Origin of the sequence: Paenibacillus sp. P3E (assembly GCF_001909045.1) — a bacterium.
Lineage (GTDB): Bacteria > Bacillota > Bacilli > Paenibacillales > Paenibacillaceae > Paenibacillus_AQ > Paenibacillus_AQ helianthi.
Genome location: NZ_LVWH01000165.1, coordinates 59,569 through 83,115, shown reverse-complemented (window position 1 = coordinate 83,115; position 23,547 = coordinate 59,569). Strand labels below are relative to the sequence as shown.

The 23,547-nt window shown below is 53.7% G+C and carries 18 protein-coding genes; 12 read left to right on the top strand and 6 right to left on the bottom strand.

Going from position 1 to position 23,547, the window contains the following annotated elements; all coding sequences use genetic code 11:
- Nucleotides 1-96: 96 nt before the first annotated feature.
- From A3842_RS15430 to A3842_RS15415, 4 genes are all read left to right on the top strand, one after another.
- Nucleotides 97-2,193, top strand: coding sequence for a molybdopterin-containing oxidoreductase family protein (locus A3842_RS15430; RefSeq protein ID WP_083609599.1), 2,097 nt, complete (start codon nt 97-99; stop codon nt 2,191-2,193).
- A gap of 129 nt (nt 2,194-2,322) precedes the next feature.
- Nucleotides 2,323-3,534, top strand: a complete 1,212-nt coding sequence (locus A3842_RS15425) for an MFS transporter (RefSeq protein ID WP_074101977.1) — start codon at nt 2,323-2,325, stop codon at nt 3,532-3,534.
- Between the two features lie 77 nt (nt 3,535-3,611).
- On the top strand, nt 3,612-4,142 hold the full coding sequence (locus A3842_RS15420; RefSeq protein ID WP_074087359.1) for a GNAT family N-acetyltransferase: 531 nt from the start codon (nt 3,612-3,614) through the stop codon (nt 4,140-4,142).
- Nucleotides 4,108-4,767, top strand: a complete 660-nt coding sequence (locus A3842_RS15415) for an MOSC domain-containing protein (RefSeq protein ID WP_371916005.1) — start codon at nt 4,108-4,110, stop codon at nt 4,765-4,767. Before A3842_RS15420 ends, A3842_RS15415 begins: the two co-directional genes overlap by 35 nt.
- A gap of 329 nt (nt 4,768-5,096) precedes the next feature.
- On the opposite strand, the gene A3842_RS15410 is transcribed toward A3842_RS15415, so the two are convergent.
- Together A3842_RS15410 and A3842_RS15405 are read right to left on the bottom strand one after the other, a co-directional pair.
- Nucleotides 5,097-5,645 carry a GNAT family N-acetyltransferase gene (locus A3842_RS15410; protein WP_074087358.1) on the bottom strand — a complete coding sequence of 183 codons (549 nt, stop codon included), beginning with the start codon at nt 5,643-5,645 and terminating at the stop codon, nt 5,097-5,099.
- Nucleotides 5,646-5,672: 27 nt separating this feature from the next.
- Nucleotides 5,673-5,918: a DUF2164 domain-containing protein gene (locus A3842_RS15405; RefSeq protein ID WP_074101976.1), complete on the bottom strand. Its 246-nt coding sequence runs from the start codon at nt 5,916-5,918 to the stop codon at nt 5,673-5,675.
- 227 nt (nt 5,919-6,145) lie between these two features.
- On the opposite strand from A3842_RS15405, the gene A3842_RS15400 reads away from it, so the two are divergent.
- Nucleotides 6,146-7,846, top strand: a complete 1,701-nt coding sequence (locus tag A3842_RS15400; RefSeq protein WP_074087356.1) for a glutamine--tRNA ligase/YqeY domain fusion protein — start codon at nt 6,146-6,148, stop codon at nt 7,844-7,846.
- A gap of 381 nt (nt 7,847-8,227) precedes the next feature.
- Here A3842_RS15400 and A3842_RS15395 read toward each other — a convergent pair whose 3' ends face one another.
- Entirely contained in the window at nt 8,228-9,448 is a 1,221-nt protein-coding gene (locus tag A3842_RS15395; protein WP_074101975.1) for an MFS transporter, read from the bottom strand.
- Between the two features lie 145 nt (nt 9,449-9,593).
- Here A3842_RS15395 and mobA point away from each other — a divergent pair, with 145 nt between their 5' ends.
- The 4 genes from mobA to A3842_RS15375 all read left to right on the top strand — a co-directional run bounded on the left by mobA (nt 9,594) and on the right by A3842_RS15375 (nt 13,869).
- Nucleotides 9,594-10,226 carry a molybdenum cofactor guanylyltransferase gene (gene mobA / locus A3842_RS15390; protein ID WP_083609597.1) on the top strand — a complete coding sequence of 211 codons (633 nt, stop codon included), beginning with the start codon at nt 9,594-9,596 and terminating at the stop codon, nt 10,224-10,226.
- Nucleotides 10,227-10,331: 105 nt separating this feature from the next.
- Entirely contained in the window at nt 10,332-12,197 is a 1,866-nt protein-coding gene (locus A3842_RS15385) for an ABC transporter ATP-binding protein (RefSeq protein ID WP_074101974.1), read from the top strand.
- Complete coding sequence (locus tag A3842_RS15380; protein WP_074101973.1) at nt 12,127-12,804, top strand: response regulator transcription factor; 678 nt, start codon at nt 12,127-12,129, stop codon at nt 12,802-12,804. Before A3842_RS15385 ends, A3842_RS15380 begins: the two co-directional genes overlap by 71 nt.
- A complete protein-coding gene (locus A3842_RS15375) occupies nt 12,805-13,869 on the top strand; it encodes a sensor histidine kinase (protein WP_074101972.1) in 1,065 nt (354 codons plus the stop codon).
- On the opposite strand, the gene A3842_RS15370 is transcribed toward A3842_RS15375, so the two are convergent.
- Both A3842_RS15370 and A3842_RS15365 read right to left on the bottom strand, forming a co-directional pair.
- Nucleotides 13,862-14,605 carry an SDR family oxidoreductase gene (locus A3842_RS15370; protein ID WP_074101971.1) on the bottom strand — a complete coding sequence of 248 codons (744 nt, stop codon included), beginning with the start codon at nt 14,603-14,605 and terminating at the stop codon, nt 13,862-13,864. The genes A3842_RS15375 and A3842_RS15370 overlap by 8 nt on opposite strands.
- A 34-nt stretch (nt 14,606-14,639) precedes the next feature.
- Entirely contained in the window at nt 14,640-15,245 is a 606-nt protein-coding gene (locus A3842_RS15365; RefSeq protein WP_074101970.1) for a TetR/AcrR family transcriptional regulator, read from the bottom strand.
- A 185-nt stretch (nt 15,246-15,430) separates the two neighbouring features.
- Here A3842_RS15365 and A3842_RS15360 point away from each other — a divergent pair, with 185 nt between their 5' ends.
- On the top strand, nt 15,431-19,210 hold the full coding sequence (locus A3842_RS15360) for an immunoglobulin-like domain-containing protein (protein ID WP_143186289.1): 3,780 nt from the start codon (nt 15,431-15,433) through the stop codon (nt 19,208-19,210).
- Nucleotides 19,211-19,389: 179 nt separating this feature from the next.
- Here A3842_RS15360 and A3842_RS15355 read toward each other — a convergent pair whose 3' ends face one another.
- On the bottom strand, nt 19,390-20,850 hold the full coding sequence (locus A3842_RS15355; RefSeq protein WP_074087454.1) for an aminotransferase-like domain-containing protein: 1,461 nt from the start codon (nt 20,848-20,850) through the stop codon (nt 19,390-19,392).
- 282 nt (nt 20,851-21,132) lie between these two features.
- On the opposite strand from A3842_RS15355, the gene A3842_RS15350 reads away from it, so the two are divergent.
- Both A3842_RS15350 and A3842_RS15345 read left to right on the top strand, forming a co-directional pair.
- Nucleotides 21,133-21,744 (top strand): LysE/ArgO family amino acid transporter, encoded by a 612-nt coding sequence (locus A3842_RS15350; protein WP_074101968.1) that lies wholly within the window; start codon nt 21,133-21,135, stop codon nt 21,742-21,744.
- 175 nt (nt 21,745-21,919) lie between these two features.
- Nucleotides 21,920-23,314: a helix-turn-helix domain-containing protein gene (locus tag A3842_RS15345; RefSeq protein ID WP_244169784.1), complete on the top strand. Its 1,395-nt coding sequence runs from the start codon at nt 21,920-21,922 to the stop codon at nt 23,312-23,314.
- Nucleotides 23,315-23,547 lie beyond the last annotated feature (233 nt).

Below are 23,547 nucleotides of genomic sequence, written 5' to 3'. Positions count from 1 at the left end.
TGGAACGAATCAGTTTGTTTTCGCCTATTTTCTTTACGTAGAACAGGTGCAGTTATAGAATATACATATTCAAGTGACAAGGGGGGACTAACGCCCATGAGTTACAGCGGAGATGGGGTTTTTCCGGCGGTATGTCCGCTGGATTGCCCTGACACATGCGGACTTCTAGTGCATAAGCAGGACGGCAAAATCATTAAGGTGGAAGGCAACCCCGAGCATCCGGTGACCAAAGGGGCGATCTGCAACAAGGTACGGCATATGGCGGAACGGGTGCATCACCCCGAACGTCTGTTGCAGCCTCTGCGTCGTACAGGGCCGAAAGGGAGTGGTTCTTTCAAGCCGATCAGCTGGGAGGAGGCCATTGGTGAAATCGCCAGCCGTTTCAAGGAACTGTCCGGTACCTATGGGCCGGAAAGCATTCTCCCTTACAGCTTCTATGGCAATATGGGGGTGCTTAGTGTGGACGGGATGGACCGGCGGTTTTTTAATGCGCTCGGTGCAAGTCGTCTGGAGCAGGGCATTTGCAGTGCGGCAGGCACTGCTGGCTGGAAATATACGATGGGATTCAATGGCGGGACAAGTCCCGAGGATACGGTCAATGCCGATCTGATCATTGTCTGGGGCGGCAACATTGTCAGCACGAACATGCATCAGGTCATCTATGCCGAACAGGCCCGTAAACGGGGGGCGAAGGTGGTCGTGATCGATGTGCACCGCAACCGTACGGCACAGTGGGCAGACTGGTTCCTGCCGCTCTATCCCGGCACGGATACAGCCCTCGCGCTAGGGATGATGCATATCTTGTTCAGGGATGGCATGACGGATGAAGCATTTATGGAGCGTTATACAACGGGGCACACGGAGCTGCGCGAGCATGTGCTTGCATATCCGCCAGAACGGGTCGCAGAGATTACTGGCATTGCGGCGGCAGATATCGAGAAGCTGGCCAAGCTGTATGGCGAAGCCAAGGTATCACATATCCACATCGGCAATGGCCTGCAGCACCACGATAATGGGGGCATGAATGTGCGCACGATTGCTTGTCTTCCGGCACTTACAGGTGCTTGGCGGAAGACCGGAGGCGGAGCGATCAAGTCAAATGGAGGCTACACCGCAACGAATGCCCGCGCACTAACGCGTCCTGATCTGCGGTCAAACCGCGGGACACGCACGATCAACATGAACCGGATCGGTGAAGCGCTGGAGATGAAAGAGCAGCCGGTGATGGGCATGTTCGTCTACTGCTGCAATCCAGTAGTGGTGGCGCCTGATGCGGAGCGTGTGCGCAAGGGATTTGCCCGCGAGGATTTGTTCACAGTAGTACATGATCTGTTTATGACCGACACGGCGCTCTATGCCGATATCCTATTGCCTGCAACCTCCACGTTTGAGAATGTGGATCTGTACGGTTCGTATTGGCATCACTATATGCAGCTTCAGGAGCCTGTGCTGGATGCGCCGGGCGAATGCAAAAGCAATATGGAGGTCTTCTCGCTGCTTGGCCGGGCGATGGGCTTTGATGCAGCAACTTTCAGCGATTCCGAATATGATATGATCCGTCAGGCGCTGGATTATCCGCACAATCCCTATATGAAAGGGGTCACGCTGGAGCGGCTGGTGGCTGAACGGTTCGTGAAACTGGATATGTCGCCGCAGGCGGATTATCTGGAACACCTGCCGACACCGTCCGGCAGAATCGAGCTGTATTCCAAGGCCATGGAGCTGGCCGGGCTGCCTCCGCTGCCAACATACACGCCGCTCAAGGAAGGCTATGACGGTCAGCGGTTGCCGCAGCCGGGGGCGCCTTATCCCCTGATGTTTGTGTCGCCGCCGAACCATAATTTCCTGAACTCCACCTTCTCCAATGTGGAGAAGCACCAGCGCATGGAGAAGCGTCCAACGCTGCAGATTCATCCCGTAGATGCAGCGGCAAGAGGTATAGCGGACGGTGACGAACTGACTGTGTACAACGGCAGAGGCGCTATCGAGCTGTGGGCCATGGTAACGGACAAGATGCTTCCGGGCACCGTGATCAGCCAGGGGCTGTGGTGGGAAGGCAAGGGACGCAGACAGAGGGTTAACGTGCTGACACCGGACCGGCTGAGCGATATGGGCAACGGGGCCACTTTTTTCTCAGCAACGGTAGAAGTGAAGCGAAGTGGAGAAGCGCAGCCTGCAGGAGAATCTGTTTAATTTGAATGGAATATATTATGCTTAGGTGACGCGCCAATGCGTCAGTTCATACGCTTGCTCTTGACCCTGTTTTGGGATGATACTGGATGGATTAATGACACATAGGTAACAGGGGATGAAAGACAAAATATGAGGTTTTTGCAAGGATATCCTAAGGAAGTCAAAGTATTTCTCATTGCCAGCTTGATTAACGCAACCGGCAGCGCGCTCATGTGGCCGCTTGTGACCATGTATGTATACGATGAGCTCGGCCGCAGTATGAAGGATGCCGGTATCGTGCTGCTTGTTCAAGCACTCGGCGGGATTGCCGGCCAGCTGCTGGGTGGCTCGCTCTATCATAAGGTCGGCGTTAACCGCCTGATTGTAGGAGCTCTTGCCTTGACTGCCTTGTCCCTGTTCTCCATTCCTGCGGCAAGCAACAACTGGCATTTATTCATCGTCTTGATGGGATTATTCGGATTGTTCAACTCGCTGTCTCTGCCGGCAATCCAGGCATTTGTCGGATTCCGCTTTGCCGAGCAGCGCGCGGAGCTGTTTAACATTATCTATGTTTGCAATAATATAGGGGTAGCCATCGGAACGTCACTTAGCGGCTTTCTGGGCAACTATATGCTTAGTTTTGTGCTGAACGGAGTGACCTCGGCGGTGTTTGCCGTATTTTTCTTTTTTTATTTGCGCAAGGTGGGAACAGCATCACCGGATGAGCAGCACCTGAGAAAACAACCTCAGCATGAACAATCCGGCTGGAGGCTTATGGGCCACACGCGGATTTACCTGTTCATGGCTATTGGCTCGATGTTTCTGCTGATCGGGAATTCGATCTGGAATGCCGGCGTATCCCCGTTTATTATTTCGGAAGGCTGGCCGAAGCAGATGTACGGCTTCCTGTGGACGCTGAACGGTATTCTGATCTTCGCTGCCCAGCCGCTGGTCAGCCTGATCAAACGCTGGTTCGCGGCAACCTCAACGGCGCAAATGACAGCAAGTGCCGTGTTCTATCTGGCCGGCTATGCGGTGATCCTGCTTATGCCAAGCTATCCGGGACTGCTGCTGGCAATGGTGCTGGCTACACTCGGTGAGATGCTGATCTCCCCCGCAATGCCTTCGTTCATCTCAGATCATTCCGGCCACAGTGCTCCATTCTACCTGGGACTTAGTGGTGGAATCGGCGCGGTTGGCAGGGTGATCGGGCCTTATCTGCTGGGCGTCCAGTTTGATAGCGGAGGGCTTGCGCCGACGGGGTGGCTGGCCTGCGGGATGGCTGTGCTGTCGGTAGGGTTCTTTGGGTTCCATGCATACATCAACCGGATGTCCCGTACACTGGAACGGGATGCGGCATAAATCTGCAAGTGGGAATCCTTAATTGAACACGGTGGCCCGTTTCGGGTGACTAGAGTAAGGCAAGGGGTGTAAAAGCGATGCAACAACTGAACAGGGATGCCTTTACAATCCGGCCCTCGGAAATCAAGGATGCCAGGGAGCTGATTGTTCTTGATAATATGATCTGGACCGAGGATACAACACCCGGACCGTTAATGTGGCGCTCGCGCGAGGATTATCTGATGCATGCCCCTCCCGGCTCGCAGCTGGTGGCTCTGCAGGATGGGGAACTGTGCGGCTATGTCGGCTTTGGCTGTCCCAGTGGTATGGAGAGCAACCGCCATGTATGTGAGGTCAATATCGCCGTTCATCCCCGTTTTCAGAGACAGGGTATCGGGCGCCAGCTGATCCAGGCGATCAAAAGCCATGCGGCAGAGAATGGAATTCGCAAATTGCGGCTGCGTGTGCTGTCCTGCAACGAACCTGCGCTTGCATTTTACCGCAAATGCGGGTTTGTGGAGGAAGGCCGTCTGTATGAGGAGTTCTATCTCAGCGGACGTTATGTAGATGAGGTCTTTATGAGTTGCAAGCTGATTGGAGGGAATACGAATGGAAGTCATCTCGCTTAATGTAGGCAAGCCCAAGACTGTGGATTACCGGGGGAAGCCGCTGGAAACCGGCATTTACAAACTGCCGGCAGCCGGTAGGATGCAGCTTCATTCGGAAGGGTTCGACGGAGATGGACAAGCGGATCGTGTGAACCACGGCGGTCCCGACAAGGCAGTGTGCGTGTATCCCTTTGAGCATTATGCTTATTGGGAGGAGTGGCTGGGCAAGAAGCTGGAGTATTCTGCGTTCGGCGAAAATATCACTGCCAGCGGCCTGCTGGAGACGGAAGTCTGCATCGGCGATGTGTATGAGATGGGTTCGGCTCTGCTGCAGGTTAGCCAGCCGCGTTTTCCGTGCTATAAGCTGGCGCAAAAACACGGACCCGCCGATATGCCGGCCCAGGTGTTAAAAACCGGATACAGCGGTTTCTACTTCCGTGTGCTGCGTGAGGGTCAGGTGGCCGCTGGCGACCCAATCATCAAACGGGAAAGCGGCGAGGGCAGCTTTCCCGTCAAGCAAGTGCTCTATCTCATGGAGCACGGACGCAAGGTCAAGACTGGCTTGGCAGAGCTTGCCCGGCTGGAGACCCTGTCTGCTGTGACGCGGGCGAAGTTCCAGGGCTGGCTGGATGCGGAGGAGAGCTAGAGCGTCTGCGCTGTTATAGCCGGAGCTTAAGACGAATGTCCGGCTTATCTTTGATATAATCATGCACGGCATACGCAAGGTTCCATCCATACGGTCTAACATTTGAAAAGTGTCCAGGCAGATCAAACCCCCGGGGGAGTCCTCCGGGGGTTTGGGCGCTGCACTCCGTTAGTTTCGAACCCAAGGCATAGGCCGTTCATTCCAACGAGCTTTTACCTTCCGTACCGCATACTATAGAAACAAACCTGCTTTTTCCGCATCGTATACTGTGCCAGCGCACCTATACTTTCCGTACTGCTTCCCGTCCTAGCAGCCTCTACTCCACCTTTTCACCCCAGCAGCTTCCACTCACTGCGCAGCAGGCCATAGACAGCGTGGTTCACATAGCCGGCCGGGAGCTTCTCCGCTTGGCGGATGACTCCCTCGAATATGAAGCTCAGCCGTTCAGGTATGGCCCGGCTTGCCCGGTTTCCGGTGGCACAGCGGATTTCGACGCGGTTCAGATCCATTTCGAGCAGTGCGTAATCCACGAGGACCCGGCAGGCGCTGGTCATGTAGCCTTTGCCTTCATAGCCTTCGCCGAGCCAGTAGCCGATGCCGACCGAGCGGTTGTGCCAGTCAATCTCGTGGTATCCGATGATGCCGGCCAGCTCGCCCCGGACCCACAGTCCGGCGGAGAAACCGCCGTTCTCACTGGCCTGCTTTACGGAATTTTTGATGAATGTCTCCAGATGAGCCTGCTCCGTCACCCCATCAACCCAAGGCAGCCACTTTCTGAGGCGGGTGCGCGAGCGCTCCACCAGCGCGAACATGTGGCGTGCATGCTCAGGCATCAGCAGCTTCAGCGTAAGCTCTTCATCAATGACATAATTGAACATGAGGCTACCCCCTCTGCGGCACAAGGATTAGCGTTTCTTCCATTCCAATGCGTAAATGTCTTCCTCCAGCGATTGCATCCGCTCACCTACCAGTGTGCGGCAGTCGCCCAGTGCTCCGTTATAAATCGCCGGGCCCAGCTCCTGCAGGAAGAATTCCAGCAGGCTGTCCGCCGCCAGATGACCGATAGTTTCGCCACGCTCGGTCTCGAAGTAGGCCTGGATATTCCCGGTAATGATCTCCCGCTGTTCTTTGGGCAGCTTGATCGGCTTCATGAATGAGTCCCCCTCTATTAGATTTACAGATATATACCCATAATCCTCATGCTACCCCATAGCTGTGAAATAAGTCAAAGCACCCCGGGAAAACAGGCCTCTGAAGCTGGACCTCCCCGCCGTTTCTTCTTGACTTTTATTGAACATTCCCTGGTTAACGGGTATATTAGTAGGAAACATGTTCATACAAGGAAGTAGTAATATTACAGAATGAAAGGTTGATAACTGTGGAGAACCGTGGAACACCCTCCAATTTCATCAAGAATGTCATTACCGAAGATCTGAGCTCGGGAAAAGTGAAGGAAGTGGTCACCCGCTTCCCGCCGGAACCGAACGGTTATTTACATATCGGGCATGCCAAAGCGATCTGGATTAATTTTACCCTGGCTGATGAATTCGGCGGCAAGACTCACCTGAGATTCGACGATACCAATCCGCTCAAAGAGGATACGGAATACGTGAACTCTATTCAGGAGGATGTGAAGTGGCTCGGCTATGAATGGGAAGAGCTGCGTTTTGCTTCGGATTACTTCGGGGACATGTACGAAAGAGCAGAGCTGCTGATTCAAAAAGGCAAAGCTTACGTGGACGACCTTACCGCTGAGCAAATCCGTGAGCATAGGGGTACGCTGACCGAGCCGGGAGTGAACAGCCCGTACCGGGAGCGCGGAATTGAAGAGAACCTGGATTTGTTCCGCCGCATGCGGGCAGGGGAATTCAAGGATGGCGAAAAGGTGCTGCGTGCCAAAATCGACATGTCTGCCCCTAACATCAACCTGCGCGACCCGGTCATTTACCGGATTTCTCATTCTCATCATCATAATACGGGCGATGCATGGTGCATCTATCCGATGTATACCTTTGCGCATCCGCTTGAGGATGCTATTGAGCATGTGACGCATTCGCTCTGCTCCCTGGAGTTCGAGGACCAGCGGCCATTCTACGACTGGGTGGTAGCCGAATGCGAAATGCCGGCTTCCCCGCATCAATATGAATTTGGGCGCCTTAATCTCGCCCAGACGGTCACGAGCAAGCGCAAGCTGAAGCTGCTGGTGGATGAAGGCCATGTTGACGGCTGGGACGATCCGCGCATGCCGACGATCTCCGGGCTCCGCCGCCGTGGCTATACACCGGAAGCAATCCGCAGCTTTGTGCATGAGACCGGGATTTCCAAGAGCCAGGGTCTGGTGGACCTGCAAATGCTGGAGCATTTTATCCGTGAGGATCTCAAGCTGACGGTTCCCCGGACCATGTCGGTGCTGCGGCCGCTGAAGGTGGTTATCACCAACTACCCGGAAGGCCAAACAGAATGGTTCGAAATTGAGAACAATGTGGAGAATGAGGCCATGGGCACCCGCCAAATTCCGTTCTCCCGTGAGATCTATATTGAGCGTGATGACTTCATGGAGAACCCGCCGAACAAGTATTTCCGTCTGTTCCCCGGCAATGAAGTGCGCCTGAAGAATGCTTATTTCATCAAATGTACGGATTTCATCAAGGATGAGAACGGCGAAGTTGTCGAGCTGCATTGTACGTACGACCCCGAAACCAAGAGCGGCAGCGGCTTCACCGGCCGGAAGGTAAAGGGAACGCTGCACTGGGTGGATGCCAGCCAAGCTGTACCGGCAGAATTCCGCCTCTATGAGCCGCTGATTTCCGCCGAGGAGGCGGATCAGGAGGCTGAAGTTGAAGGCATGGAGCCTTCCGCCGACAAGCCGGAACCCACCTTCCTGGATCAGTTGAATCCGAAATCTATCGAGATCCTCCATGGCTTTGTGGAGCCGGGGCTGAAGGATAGTGTAGCGCAGGACAAGTTCCAGTTCTTCCGTCATGGATACTTCAACGTGGACAGCAAATATTCGGCACCGGATCACCTGGTATTCAATCTTATCGTTTCCCTCAAAAGCTCGTTCCAGCCTGCCAAATAAGGCTGTAACATCTGAAATGCCACAAGGGGCTGCCCGGAGTCATAATATGACGGAAGCAGCCCCTTTGCTCTGGGGCGAAAGTGACGGAATCAAAGGTAGAAATACCTTTGATTGAGCCAAACAGGCGAAGTAGAGCGGAATCAAAGGCAGAAATACCTTTGAATGAGCCAAACAGGTGAAGTAGAGCGTAATCAAAGGTAGAAATACCTTTGAATGAGCCAAACAGGCGAAGTAGAGCGGAATCAAAGGTAGAAATACCTTTGAATGAGCAGGAGCAGCAGTTGACTAAAAATAAAAAGCAGCGATCTTCCAGCCAAGGGACTGGATGATCGCTGCTTTTCTGATTTTTACGGCCTGAGACTCAGGCTTCAACGTTTTAGTTCAAATATCTTCTAGTTCTTCGTCCGGATGCCCGCCGTGGGGATGATAGCCCCCGCGGCTGACAAGCAGCCACATCGCGCCGAATCCCAGGGTTCCGATCAGCGTCATAAAGACGCTGGATTGGTACATGCTCTGTGCGCCAAGATACTGGTATAGCCAGCCGCCGAGAACACCGCCCATAATCCCAGAGAGGCCGCTCCAGGTCAGGGTATACAGCGCTTGTCCTGAGGAACGGTAAGGCTTCGGAACCAGCAGCATGGTCAGCCGGGTGCCGACAAAGAAGAACCCCCCGAACGTAACGCAATGCAGGATTTGTATAAAAGCCACCTGCAGCGGTGTGGTCGAATCGGCCATTAGCCACCAACGCAGGACGAATAGGGCGCTGACCAGCGCCAGCCAGCCGAGCAGTACCGGTATGCTGCGTTTCAAATAACGGTCGCACAACAGCAGAACAGCCACCTCCAGAATCGAGGAGAGGAACACGGCCAGACCGATCATGGTTTTGCTGCCCCCAAGCTCCGTGATATACAGGGACACGAAGGTGTTGTTCATCGTATTGGGGATCGAGACCAGAATCCCGAAGAAGATGAAGCTCAGAAAAAACGGATGATAAAAGATCTGGCCGAACCCCTTGAATGGCAGCGGCGCAATACCGATGGAATGGTCGAGTCTGGGCAGGACAATCAGAGAGATCATGGCTGCACAGAGCAGCGCCGCGAATAGGTAGGACAGCACGGACACCCCGCCCCAATCGATTACCGGTCCGGCAAGAATAGCCGTAAACGCCCAACCCAGCGATCCCCACAGCCGGAAAGAGCTGAAGCGGTGCCTTGTACCGTCAATGTAGCTCAGAATCATGGTGTTGCTCTCGGCAAACAGCGGACCCTGGAAAAAATAAAAGAACAGTATGGAAACATAGATCATTTCATATGTATTTGCCTGAAACACAACCTGGGATAATACCAGTGTCCCTGTCAGCATCAGCAGAACAATCCGGCGGATATTCTGGTACCGGTCTGTCCAAATGCCCCAGAAGGGATTGGCAATAATGGAGACAAGCGCCCCAACAGACATTAAACTTCCGATCTCCAGCTTGTTCATTCCCACTTCCTGCAGGTATAGTGGAAAGAAGCTGGTGAAGAGGACGACTGTCCCATATAAGAAGAAGTTGTACCACTTCAATGAGGTGAAGGAAAACTGCTTATCAAGGTTCTCCCGCAAAATTGGGCACTCCTTTCCTGCCAGATGCCTTTCATTCATTCACACAGCCTTGAAGGGGCTGCTTCTACCACTGTAACACTTGTTGAAAAGGGATACAAACCTGCGGTTAAATCATTGCCAAATCCATGGAATAGTGAGGATATATATGGAAATTACAGGAGTGATTTTGGCTGGAGGACGCTCCCGGCGGATGGGAGCCGACAAAGCGCTGCTTATGCTAGAGGGGAAGCCGCTGATCGCTTACAGCGCAGCCAGGTTATCCTCCATAACGGAACATGTAGTCATTGCTTGCGGTGAAGAAGAACGGAGGGCTTACCGCATGTTTCACCTGCCGTTGATCCCGGATATCTATCCGGGACTTGGACCGCTAGCCGGGCTGCATGCCGCACTTCAGGGATCTCATACAGAATGGGTAGCTGTACTGGCCTGTGACCTGCCTTTTGCTTCGGAAGGACTGTTCTTGCATATGCTGGAGATTGCGTACGGAGGGGGGGATATACAGGCCGTTGTTCCTGTAACCTCCGAAGGCCGAGTCCAGCCGCTGCTCGCGCTCTATAACCGGAGCATCCTCCCCATTCTGGAGAAATTCCTGTCGCGGCGGCAACTGCGGGTAATGGAGTTCCTGGATGTACTTGATGTTCATTATGTCCGGGACAGTGATTATGAGGAAGGCCCCCGAACACATACGTTTTCCCTGATGAACATGAACACACCGGAGGACTATGCCGCCGCCCTCAAGCTGGCCCCGCTTCACCCGGATGATTCCTCTCTACAATAGTCAGCCGTTTAACTTCAGTTTACACGGCTAAGATAATGTGGTGATTAAGGCGGAAGAGACGGCAAACGACGTCATTGCATGAACCCGCTGGAAAGGGGAATTTCTATGAATAATAATCAGCCTGACAAGAAGCAGGGCACGTCCTTGAAGCCTTTTTTGAAGCTATTGCAGGGCACCAGGCCTTCCTATGGACTGCTTACTCTTGCTGTTGCGCTTAGCATGATATCGACTCTTGTGGGTCTTGTGATCCCCATGTTCACCAAGAACATGGTCGACGGGTTCTCGCTGGCATCCATCAGCAAGCTGCAGATCGCCGGTATTGCGGGGGCTTTTATTGCCCAGACCCTTGCTGGAGGAATCTCAATCTACCTGCTGAACTATGCCGGTCAGAAGACAGTGGCAGGCTTGCGGGACAGGTTGTGGCGTAAGTTTCTTGTGCTTCCGGTAGCGTACTACAATGACAATCGTACCGGAGAAAGTGTCAGCCGGATGACGAACGACACCGGGATCATCAAGACGCTGATTTCGGAGCATTTGGCGAGCCTGTTCACCGGAGTGATCTCCATCGTCGGCTCGATTGCTGTACTGCTCTATCTGAACTGGCAAATGACGCTGGTGCTGTTCACGGTACTCCCGCTGTCCGCACTGATTCTGGTTCCGCTGGGACGGCAGATGTACAAAATATCCAAGGGCACACAGGATGAAACAGCGTCCTTTACCGCTACACTCAGCGGCGTTTTGTCTGAAATCCGGCTGGTGAAATCCTCCGGCGCGGAGCAAAAAGAATATGAAGCAGGGCGTACCGGAATCATGAACCTGCTGTCCTTCGGTATCCGTGAGGGCAAAATCAGCGCCATGATCAGCCCGCTCGTCTCCTTCGTATTCATGATGCTGCTGGTAGTGATTATCGGCTATGGCGGAATGCAGGTGTCTTCAGGTGTCCTGACGGCAGGGGAGCTGGTCGCGTTCATCCTGTATTTAATTCAGATCGTGATGCCGCTGACCCAACTGACCCAGTTCTTCACCCAGATTCAAAAAGCCAAAGGCGCCTCCGAGCGGATCATTGAAACCCTGGCGGCCGATGAGGAAATTTACGAGGGTGTAGAGGAGGTTAAGGGGGCTGAAGAGCCTATCGTGATCGATGATTTAAGCTTTGGTTACAAAACAGGTGAACCGGTGCTCAGCGGAGTGAGCTTCTCCATGCTTCCGGGACAGGTGACGGCGATTGTCGGACCCAGCGGGGGCGGCAAAACCACTCTTTTCTCGCTGCTGGAACGGTTCTATGAACCGCAGAGCGGGGTGATCAAGCTGGGAGCGAAGCCGGTGTCCACCTTCTCCCTTCGTTCCTGGCGCAAGCTGATCGGCTACGTGTCTCAAGAAAGCCCGCTGCTCTCCGGCACGATTGCCGACAACCTTGCTTATGGCCTGAACCGGGAGGTTGGCATGGATGAGCTGCGCCGTGCGGCGGCGATGGCCTATGCCGACGGCTTCATCAGCGAGCTGCCGCAGGGTTATGATACGGATGTCGGAGAACGCGGGGTGAAGCTGTCCGGAGGCCAGCGTCAGAGGATCGCCATTGCACGGGCGCTGCTGCGCGATCCCCGGATTCTGATGCTCGACGAAGCCACCTCCAGTCTCGACAGCCAGTCGGAGGCAGTAGTGCAAAAAGCTTTGTCTAACCTGATGAAGGGACGGACGACGATTGTCATTGCCCACCGGCTGGCGACTGTAGTGAATGCGGACCAGATTATTTTTATGGAAAAGGGCCGGATTACCGGCAGGGGAACACATGAGGAGCTGCTAAATGAGCATGAACTGTACCGGGAATTCGCTAACCAGCAGCTGCAGTTGAATACACCGGAGCTTCCGGGCGGCGGAGAAGGGGAGGGTTCAGCAGGATATGGCCAAAATTCTGGTAGTGGACGACGATCCGCACATCCGCGAATTGGTGGAAGTCTTTTTGAGGGCTGAAGGCATGGAAGAGGTCTACGGCGCTTCTGATGGAGTGGAGGCGCTGCAGGTCCTTGAGGATAACAGTGTGGATCTGGCGGTCATTGATGTCATGATGCCGAATATGGATGGCTGGGAGCTGTGCCGGCAGCTGCGGAGAAGCTATGAGTTTCCAATATTGATGCTGACGGCCATAGGGGAGACCTCCCAGATTGTCAAGGGCTTTGAGCTGGGGACCGACGATTATCTGGTCAAGCCGTTCGAGCCTCCCGTGCTGATTGCCCGGGTTAAAGCGCTGCTGAAACGGTACCAGATTTCTGCCGCGCAGAGCGTAACGGTAGGACATCTGCGCATGAACCGCAAAACGTTCGAGGTCATCACGGATCAGGGGAATATGACGCTGCCGCTTAAGGAATTTGAGCTGCTGTTCAAGCTGGCCAGCTATCCGGGGCAGACGCTGACGCGTGACCGGCTGATTGAAGAAATTTGGGGATATGACTTCGATGGGAACGAACGCACGCTGGATGTGCACGTGGGCCGCCTGCGAGATCGGTTCGCCCAGGAGGACTTTGGTTTTACCATCCGCACGGTTCGTGGTCTCGGCTACCGCCTGGAGGTGGATAAATAAATGAGCAGAAGCAGAGCAGGAGAGATTGTAAAAGCAGTCATGGGGATGATCATGGTCATCACAGGCTTCTATCTTTCCTGGAACGCCGGGTACTTCGGATTAAGGCTGCTCGAGAAGCATTATAAATGGTCTCTTACACCCTATAGGTTCCAATTGTTGACGATGGTGCTGCAGTTTCTCATTCTGTTCCTGCTGGCCGGCATCGCGGGGCTGATCGGACGCCTGAGAGGAGGCGAACGGGCCTTCTATATCCCGATTATTACGGCGATGCGGCAAATTTCCAAGGGGGACTTCAAGGTGGAACTGGAGAACGACAGGCGCTATGGGCAATTCGGCAGTATTGTTGAAGGCATCAACGAAATGGCCAGTGAGCTGAACCGGATGGAAACCATGCGCCAGGATTTCATCTCGAATGTCTCCCATGAGATCCAGTCTCCGCTCACCTCCATCCGCGGCTTCGCCCGCGCGTTGAGGGATGAAGGGCTGAGTGCGGAGAGCAGGGCGCATTATCTTGATATCATTGAAGCCGAAGGCAGCCGCCTCTCCGGACTCAGTGACAACCTGCTGAAGCTGTCGGTCCTCGAAGCGGAGAGCTTTCCGTTCGAACGCAAGGCCTACCGGCTGGATAAGCAGCTGCAGGAGATGATTCTGGCCTGTGAGCCGCAGTGGCTGGGCAAGAATATTGATGTCGAGGCTGAACTGGAGGAGGTCACTGTAGAAGCGGTTAAGGATCTCTTGAGCCAGGTATGGACCAACCTGCTGCATAACAGCATCAAATTCACCCCGCAGGGCGGAATGATCACGGTCCGGCTGCAGACACTGGATAACCGGATAGAAATTGGGATTAGAGACACTGGCATCGGCATTGCCGAGGAGGAGCTGCCCCGCATTTATGAACGCTTCTATAAGGTGGACCAGGCCAGAAGCATCAGTGGGGGCGGAAGCGGATTAGGTTTGTCTCTGGTCAAAAAAATCGTGGAGCTTCACGACGGCATCATAACCATCACAAGCCGTCCCGGAGAGGGGACGGCTTGTGTAGTGGTCTTGCCGCTGAAGCTTAGATAAATCCGCCGTTCACACGCAGCGTCTGGCCGGTAATCCACCCGGACTCTGCTCCGGCGAGGAAGCTGACGACGCCGGCGATGTCGTCCGGCTGGCCCAGACGTCCGAAGGCATTCATCTTCTTCAGGCCCTCAAGCTGAGCTTCGGATTTGCCCTCCAGGAACAAGTCTGTGGCGACAGGACCGGGCGCAACCGCGTTGATAGTGATGCCTTTGCTGCCGAACTCCTTGGCCAGCTGGCGGGTGAACTGCTCCACGGCGCCTTTGGTTCCGGCATAGATGCTGTAGGCCGGGAACATCTGCCCGTTAACTGAAGTGGAGAAGTTGATGATCCGCCCGCCCTGTTCCAGGTGCAAGAAGGCCTGCTGGCAAGAGAAGTAGGTTCCTTTGACATTAATGGCGAACTGCTTGTCGAACTGCTCTTCGGTAGCCTCCCCGACCAGGCTGTTGATCATAATTCCCGCGTTGTTGACCACAATATCGATTTGTCCGAACAATGCTTTCGTATCCTTGTACAGCTGCTCAATCTGTGCGGGCTTGCTGATATCGGCCTGAACCGCGGCGGCGGTTCCGCCTTTGGCTTGGATGCCCTGTACCACCTCATCCGCCTGTTTCGGGCTGCTTGAATAGTTGATAACAACCGAAGCCCCCTCTTCCGCTAATCTCTCCGCGACAGTACGCCCTATGCCTCTTGACGACCCGGTAACAATCGCAACCTTGCCTTGCAGGGACTGACTCATCATATATTCCTCCCAGAATGTGATATGGATTTACTTAATGAACTGAAGCGGTAAGGCCCTGTTCCAGAAGCAGCCATAGCTGATCGAAGTCCTGCCTGGAGCTTGCACTCCGCCATTCATAGGCATGGGCCGGATGGTGAAACCTGGATGTAGCATGAAAAATCGTGCGGGCGAGCACCCCCGTTTCGGCACTCTGTGCAATCCGGTTCTGCTGGACCCCTCTGTCAATAAGGATGCTCATCTGATCTATAATCCGCTGAATGTGCTGCTGGATCAGCTCAGCGGCTTCCATCGTAACATCCGTGTACATCTTGAACATTTCACTGTCCTGTTCGGCATAGTGACGCTTCAGCTCGATCAGCCGGGCGATATATATTCTTAACTGCGCTAGCGCATTCTCTGCCGGGGCATTCACAATCTGGTCCAGCGGGACAACGATCTGCTCTTCCAGCCAGCGTTCCGTAACGGCTTCCCTCAGTGCCGCTTTGCTGGGGAAATGGCGGTACAGGGTGCCGTGGCTGACACCAAGCAGCTTGGCTACATCGGTTACCGAGGTCTTGTCAGGCCCGAATCTTCGCAGCGTCTGTTCTGCGGCATCCATAATCTCCGTTTTACTCAAAAATGAGCTTGCCTTGTTCATGAGCTCACCCTCCTCTGGTATACAGCATAACATTGATTTCATCAAATGACAAAAAATATTATTTGTCATTTGATGAATGATTTGAGATTACAAAAATGTTCAACAAATTTCGACATCGCTTTACATTCGCCCTCTATTCTTAATACAGATTGTACATAATTTTAAGAATATTGGAGGAACACATGTTGAAGAAAAGAAATCTCCGCTTCTATTTGTCCACATCACTTGCTGCAGTGCTTATGTGGCAAAGCTTGTCCATACCACCGGCCTACGGCTCGCCTGCAGAAACCTTGACCCCGCAGGAACCTGCGGCTTCCGCAAGTACAGGGAAATGGATGTCGGGCGAATTCCACGCCCACACCTATGAATCCGACGACGCCCAATCGTCTCTCGAGAGCGTATTAGATGCCGCCTTCGATAAATACGGCCTGGATTGGATCGCAACCGCCAATCACTTGAGATCGTCCAAACGGGACGATACCGGAGCCGACGTGCCGGGAGGACCGATCCCGTTCTCCAAGGGCGCCAGCGAATACGAAGTCCCCAAAATAAAAGCGTTGCAGGCTCAGGGAAAATATGCGGGCAAAACGATATTTTCCGCCTTCGAATGGGACATTCCGACGCATGACCATGCGGCCGTAGGCATTCTGTCCGACCAGCCGGGATCGGCCGAGGCGCTGAAGGCTGAGAACCAATTCGAATATTTGTTCACCAACCGCTCCGAATCGATGTTCAATCCGGCCGATGTGGCGGCCTGGAATCAACAGGACACCCGCATCAGCAACTTCAATCACGCCGATGCCCTAGCGGCTATTCAATGGCTGAAGAAGAACTTCGCGGACACCAGCTACTTTATCGTCACCCACCCTTCCAGAGGGTACGGCAAGACGACGGTAGCCGCCCTTCGCGACTTCAACAATGCGGCGCCGGACATCAACTTCGGGTTCGAAGGCATGATCGGCGGGCAGATGGAGCCGAATCGCGGCGGATATACGACCAGCTACAATACCTCCGACCCGACGGCCGATAACAAGTACAAGAACCGTTCCTTCGGCGGTACGGATTATATGGTCGCCAAGGTTGGAGGCGTTTGGGACGCGTTGCTCGGAGAAGGACGGAATTATTGGAACTTCGCCAACTCGGACTATCACTTCAAGATTATCGCCCCCTACACCAGCGGATACTGGCCGGGTGAATACGCCAAGAACTACACCTGGACGCAAGGCAACGACATGCAAGCCGTTCTGAACGGAATGCGTTCGGGCAAATCGTTCTCCGTCTATGGCGACCTTATCAATGCACTCGACTTCCACATCGATGGAGAAGGCGGCAAGCTGGAGATGGGAGCGAGCAATCCGAACGTAACGGTAACCGAAGGCGATCACCGTAAACTTACGATCCGGTTCAAGAGCCCCAAGAGCAACAATTATGAGAATCCAGTGGACAGCGGGATATCGGGCGGCATGAGGCCCCAGGTGGATCACGTAGACCTGATTGCCGGCGATATTACAGGCTTGGCGGACCCGTCCGACTCGACCGCCTACAACAAGGACACCAACGATTCGACCAAAGTGCTCGCTTCGTTTACCTCGGATGATTGGGTAACGGATGCGGAAGGCTACAATGTAATCACTTATGACTTGGGCTCGGCGAAGAAGTCGCAATACTTCCGGTTGCGCGGCACGAATCTGGGCTATAACGTAGCCGGAGAGACCGATGAGCAAGGCAATCCGCTCCTCGATCCGGAGACGATCGAAGCCGACGACACCACGCGCTACAACCAGATCAACGACCGCAACTATAAAGACTTGTGGTTCTATTCCAATCCGATCTTCGTGAATGTGGCACCGTACAGCGACAAGCAGGCAGTGGATGATACCTTAGCGTCGCTGGACCTTGGAAATACAACGGCGGTGACCGCCGATCTGAAACTTCCTGAGGGCGGCAAGCATGGCGCACTGGTGAAGTGGGAGAGCAGTAATGCAACAGTGCTTAGCATACAGGATGGGGAGGGTCATATCACCCGTCCGGCAGCAGGGCAGCCCGATGCTTCAGTATCGCTGAAGGCAACAGCAAGCCGCGGAAATGAGAACGAAGTGAAGACATTCAATCTTACTATAAAAGCTATGGAATACACAGACGCTGAAGCTGTGCAGCTCGCCAAAGAGAAGCTGACGCTTGGAGACATAAGCGCTGTAAAAAGTGACCTGTACCTCCCGGCGGCGGGGGAACAGGGTACAAGCATCAGCTGGGAGAGCTCAAGTCCGCTGCTGATGACAAACGGCGGGGAGCTTGTCTTCCAGCCACAAAAGGATACTCAGCTGACGTTGACAGCTACGATCCGCAGGGGGGCTGCTGTGGAGACCAAGAGCTTCAAGGTTAATCTTAGCGGCGATGCCAGCGCGACTCCGCTTGCGCTCCACGGCACTCTGCAAACGGCGGATGGACACACCTATCTTAGCGGTGCCTGGACGAATCAAAATGTTACCGTAAGTGTGTACGCCAATGTGTACGTGCCTGGCAGTGAAGTATCCTTTAAGGTTCGTCAGGATGGCGGAGAAGGCCAGCCGTATGAGAAAGGCCAGCCTATCAAGCTTACAGCAGAAGGCCAGCACCAGTTGGAGCTTCAAGCGTTAGATACATTGGGTAATACAGCCTCATTGCCGCTTGCGGTAAATATTGACCGGACCGCGCCCGTGATTTCCCTGAAGGGCAGCAGTAGCCTGACCCTTGCCCAAGGGACCAGCTTCGTTGATCCGGGTACGGAGATTACGGACAAGCTGGGCATTGCGGGACTGGTAACAGTAACCGGAACAGTAGATACCCTGATTTCGGGAACCTATACCCTGCGTTACAATGCCAGCGATCTGGCTGGTAATGCAGCCCTTGAAGTGATTCGGACCGTAGTGGTAACAGCACCTTCCAACACCGGAAATGGTAATGGAAGCGGTGGAGGCACGACCATCAGTCCGGTTGCCACTCCGCCTGCAACAACTGTAGAGAAGCCTCCCGTTGTAGAGGTGAAGGTTGAGGTATCGGCACAGCAGGGCGCTACAGGCTCACTTCCAGGTGTGGCGAGCTTCTCTGTTCCAGCAGGGGCATTACCTGCAAATGCCACGCTCACACTGAAAGCTCTGGCAGCCAATGAAGCACCGGCTGCGGGGCAGCTCAAGTCCTTAAGCCCAGCGGTGGCATTCGCTGCAAGCAGAGAAAGCAAGCTCAGTAAGCCCGTGGCATTATCCCTCGCCTATGATCCGGGGCAGGTCACATCCGGCCATAAAGCGGCTGTATATTATTACAATGAGCAGAGCGGCAATTGGATTTATGTGGGGGGTACCTCCAACCCGGATGGGACGATCACCGCAAATGCCAACCGCTTCGCAACCTATTCTGTAATGAATTATCAGCCTCTGGCGCTCACAGATCTGAGCAACCACTGGGCTACAGAGTATACGGACCGTCTGATCGGGATGGGCGTCATGAAGGGCTTCGAAGACCAAAGCTTCCGCCCGAATGAACCGGTTACCCGGGCGCAGTTCGCTTCTATTATTGCAAGAGCTTTGGGACTGCAGGCTTCCGGCAGTGCCGCTGGATTTGCTGACCAGGGCAACATTCCTGCTTGGGCGGCTGGTGATGTAGCGGCAGCTGTAGAATCCGGGATCATCAAAGGCTATGCATCTGGGGGCCAAGCCGTATTCAGAGGCTCGGAGAAGATTACCCGCGCCGAAATGTCTGTGATGCTTGCCAATGCCCTAAGCACCGGCTCCGCCACACTTACGGGCAGCAGCATTGTCCTTGCCGATCAATCAGCGATCCCGGCATGGGCGCAGGCATCAGTGAAAGCCGGAATCGCAGCCGGCATTCTGGGCGGCTTCGAAGACAACACCTTCCGTCCGGACAAGACAGCCACCCGGGCGGAAGCTGCAGCAGCAATCTATAAGCTGCTTACAGCGCTCTCGATCTAGATGACAAATAAAGGCCGTTCCTGTGTATTGCACAGGGCCGGTCTTTATTTGTGTACAGGGAAGTATGCTTGTCCTTCATTATGCGAACGGGAACGCCCGGCAACCCTGTAACTTACAAACTTGCAAACGGCTCCGCAGTCCAGGTAAAGGCCTTTGTAGCTGTTAGCTTGTTGCACTGTTCAAACACCGGGCTGCTGCAGCTTGCGGATCAGTCCGGCTAGCAGAGGGAGGCCAAGCTCAAGCTCGGCAGGCGAGGCGTAGACATAGGACAGCCGCAGATGGCGGTTGTCACCACGGTCATACAGATCGCCGGTGTTCAGCAGCAGCCCTGCTTTATGGGCCGTGCGGAACAGCGTCCGCAGCGGTACCGGCTTGTCCAGGGACAGCCAGATGTAGAAGCCGCCCGCCGGAACGTTCCATGCAGCCAGTCCGGTAAAATGGCGCTGTAGCAGATCTAGCACGGCATCGCGCCGTTTCCGAAGCCGTGCCCGCAGGTGCTGGAGATGCTCCTCGTGATAGCCGCCTTCCAGCCACCGGGCGGCGGCCAGCTGTGATAATGAGCTGGCGCCATAATCGGTCTGCATCTTAATGTCGGCCAGCCGCCGCACGACGGGCTCCGGGCCAACAATCCAGCCGATGCGCAGCCCGGGGCTGGCTGCTTTGGAGAGGGTGCCGAGATGCAGTACTCTGCCTTCGCGGTCCAGTGCTTTTAGCGGTGGAGGCGGGGGTGTATCGAGCCAGAGCTCCTGATAGGCTCCGTCCTCCAGGATCGGGAGGCCAAGCTGGCCCGTTACCTCCATGAGTTCCTGCCTCCGCTTCGCGTTCATCAGAACCCCTGTTGGATTATGAAAAGACGGGATGCTGTACAGCATAGCTGCCTTGGACCGACGGGCTTCCCGGGCCAGCCCGTCCATTTGCAGCCCCTGCTCATCCATAGGCAGGCCGCTGAACTTCACGCCAGCGGATTGGAAGGCATGGATGGAATAGAGATAGGATGGCTTCTCCAGCAGTATGGTGGACCCGCGCGGCAAAAGGCCAACCGCAATCAGCTGCAGCCCCTGAAGTGCTCCGGAAGTAATCAGAATGGAGTCGGGATCAGCTTGTATGCCGTTCTTCGCCAGCTCGCGGCTAACCGCACTCCGCAGTCCGGGGCTGCCAAGGGGCTCCTCATAGGAGAGGGGAGGCAGGGGCTGCCGGGAGAGCTCGGCCAGCACACGGGTCATGGCCGAGCCGGGCAGCAGCTCCGGTGCCGGCTCTCCGGTGCCAAGGCGGATCAGCCCCTGCTCATATTCCAGGCGGTTGATGTCCTGTACCGTAGGCAGATTAGGGTAGTGTACGCCCTCTTCAACGTATGCATTCCAGCTTCCGGCAGACGGCACTGGCAATAGATCTGTTCTTGCCGCATCAGCAGATGAGACCGCTTCGTCTGCGGCTGCCCGTACTTCAGCCACCCGGGTCCCGCCGCCCCGCCTGCCCTCAATCAGCCCCAGCGCTGACAGCTGGCCCAGTGCGGTTACCACCGTGCTACGGTTCACACCAAACTGGCGGCACAGCTCGCGCTGAGGGGCTAGCCGCATGCCGGGCGGCCAGGCCCCGCTGCTGATTTTATCCATGAGATAATTGGAGATCTGCCTGTGCATTGGCAGGGGGGATGACGGGTCAGGTGTCCATCGCTTGCCGGGGCTTTGTTCCGTGCAATGTTTTTCTGTCACAAGCCCAGCTCCTTTTGGAGAGTTATATACACAAGCTGATTAGGAAGTGTTCTTTTATTTGCAGTATACCACCTTTGTCCTGCTCTCCTTAGTTTGGTTGGGTAGCATTTGGAGGATTTGGCTGGATACGTATGCCGTTCATACAGGGTACTATCAGGAATGCGGTGGAACCCAAATCATAATCCGCAGCAGACTGGGAGGAACAGAGTAATGTGGGAAGCAGTAGTACATGGAATCATATTGGCCTTCGGGCTTATTTTGCCGCTGGGCGTACAGAATATATTTGTGTTTAACCAAGGAGCGCTTCAGTCCCGGTTCCGCAGAGCCTTGCCTGTGGTTCTTACGGCAGCCGTATGCGACACACTGCTGATTGCTGCTGCCGTTGGCGGGATTTCGCTCATTTTGCTGTCTGTGGAGTGGGTGACGCCAATCGTGTACGGTGCGGGAATTCTATTTCTATGCATCATGGGCTGGAAAATCTGGAACGCAGCTCCGGCGGAGGGAGAGGCCCGAATGCTGTCCCTGAAAGGCCAAGTGGCCTACGCCCTCTCGGTGTCTTTGCTGAACCCGCATGCTCTGCTGGATACAGTGGGTGTCATCGGTACAAATTCGCTGCAATATACCGGCGCTGAACGCTGGGCTTTTGCAGCCGCCACAGCCGGCGTCTCCTGGATATGGTTCCTGAGCCTGGCGGCAGCCGGCCGGTTGCTGAGCAGAACTGATTCCTCAAGCAGGATGATCCGGCTGCTGAATACCACTTCAGCTCTGCTAATTTGGGGTATTGCGGTATACATGGGAGTACAGTTATGGAGATCATTTTGACATGCTAATCCTTGTTTCATTGGGAAATGGCAACTGGATTGCCTTAATATTAAGATATTTAGTTTTGTTCACTTTTTATACTAATCTAGTCTATTGACCGGTGGAATATTATCACATAGTATTACAGATATCAAAGAAAAATCCTATTTTCTGGAATTTGAAAGGCGGTGTTTCCTTGGAGGCTACAGCCACGATTCGAGATCAGCTAGCGAGTTATTTATCTGAACAAGGCATGTCTATTAATCAGTTTGCAGACAGATCCGGCATTAATTCCGGAACACTGAGCCGGATTGTCAAAGGGCATCAGCCTATCGCAATGAGTCACCTGGAGCTGATTACCAAAGGGATAGGGGAGGTGGAGGATCGCTTTTTTAGCCTGTATGTGGATGAATGCTTCTATCATTCGGCACCCACCTGGCGGCGGCTACGGCCGTTCATGATCCGGTGTGCAGAGCTTGGACGCATGGATTGCATTGAACGAATGGTCCAGATTCTGCTCGATAATCTCAGCAATGTGCCAACGTTATTCGACGTAGCCGAGGGACTGTTTGAGCATGGTCAGTGGAAGGCGGCAGCAATCTTGTACGAGAATGTGAGCGCCAGCGAGAAATACCAGTATTCCGAACGCCTGGCGGCTTGCCAGTATCGTTTGTTCCGAATCGCGCTTGGGGATGACCAGAGTGAGAATCTGCGTGCGGCGACGCTGTTCGAACCTTATGTTCCCAGACTGGATGAGGCGGATCAGCTAGATGGATTGAAGCACTTAATGAATGTATATTATTCACTGCATCAGTGGCATAAGGTGGAGGAATTGGCTCAGGAGTTACTCCGGCTTGCTACGATTCGATATGATCTTTATTGCTGTTCGGGACAGGAAAGAAATAACGAAAAAACACCTGAAAAACCGCTATACCTTTATATTTTATACGCTCATCTTATGCGTTCAAATGTATTCGAAGAATGTGGGGATTACAATTCTGCGCTGAGCCTTGTCCCTGTTTATACAGATGGCAGTTGGATACAGGAAGACAATGAGGAAGTAAAGCGAACCATAACTCAATTCCAGGAGTGGGGAAGGGCCAATTCATATTTGTATCGTTTGATGGCGGGGGAATCGGAAGTTCTAGCTGATTATGTTGAATATATTTCCACTCGGACAGGCGAGATATTTATGGCTGTTTGTAACATTATTAAATCGGCGAATCGGTATAATTGGAATGTCGATCACATTCTGGAACGTTTTTCTGCATGGATGACTTATTCAATTCTTTATACAGAGTTTGGTGAATATAACCGACAAATTATGGAAGATCAATATGCCAGGTTCCTTGCTGAATTAGCGGCCTATTACTTACGAAATAAACGAAAAGACGGTATTCGCTTCATACTACAGAGCTTGGAATATTCCACCAGAACCAATAACGAGGGTACTGTGCTCAATTGTGTAGATTTATTTGAACAGTATCGCTATTTCGCAGAAGATTCAGAGAAGGAGCAATACAAACTTCTGATAAGAGAGGTTAGGAATTTATATGATAAAAAAAATACTAATCCTGCTTGCCACGTGTAGCTTAGCTGTTTTGATCATTTTACCAAATGGAACTGTTGTATCTGTACCTGAAGGCAATATTCAAACGTTAGTCCAAACCACGGGACATGGCGCTGGTGGAGTTTAAATATTTGGGATTCTAAATAATGGATATCAGATAATCTAAGGCCAGTTGATTAAGTTTGATTACCTGTTCATATTCGTCAAGATCCGATAAGCCAGTTGGGTTCCCTTTGCCTATTTATTTAAAAATT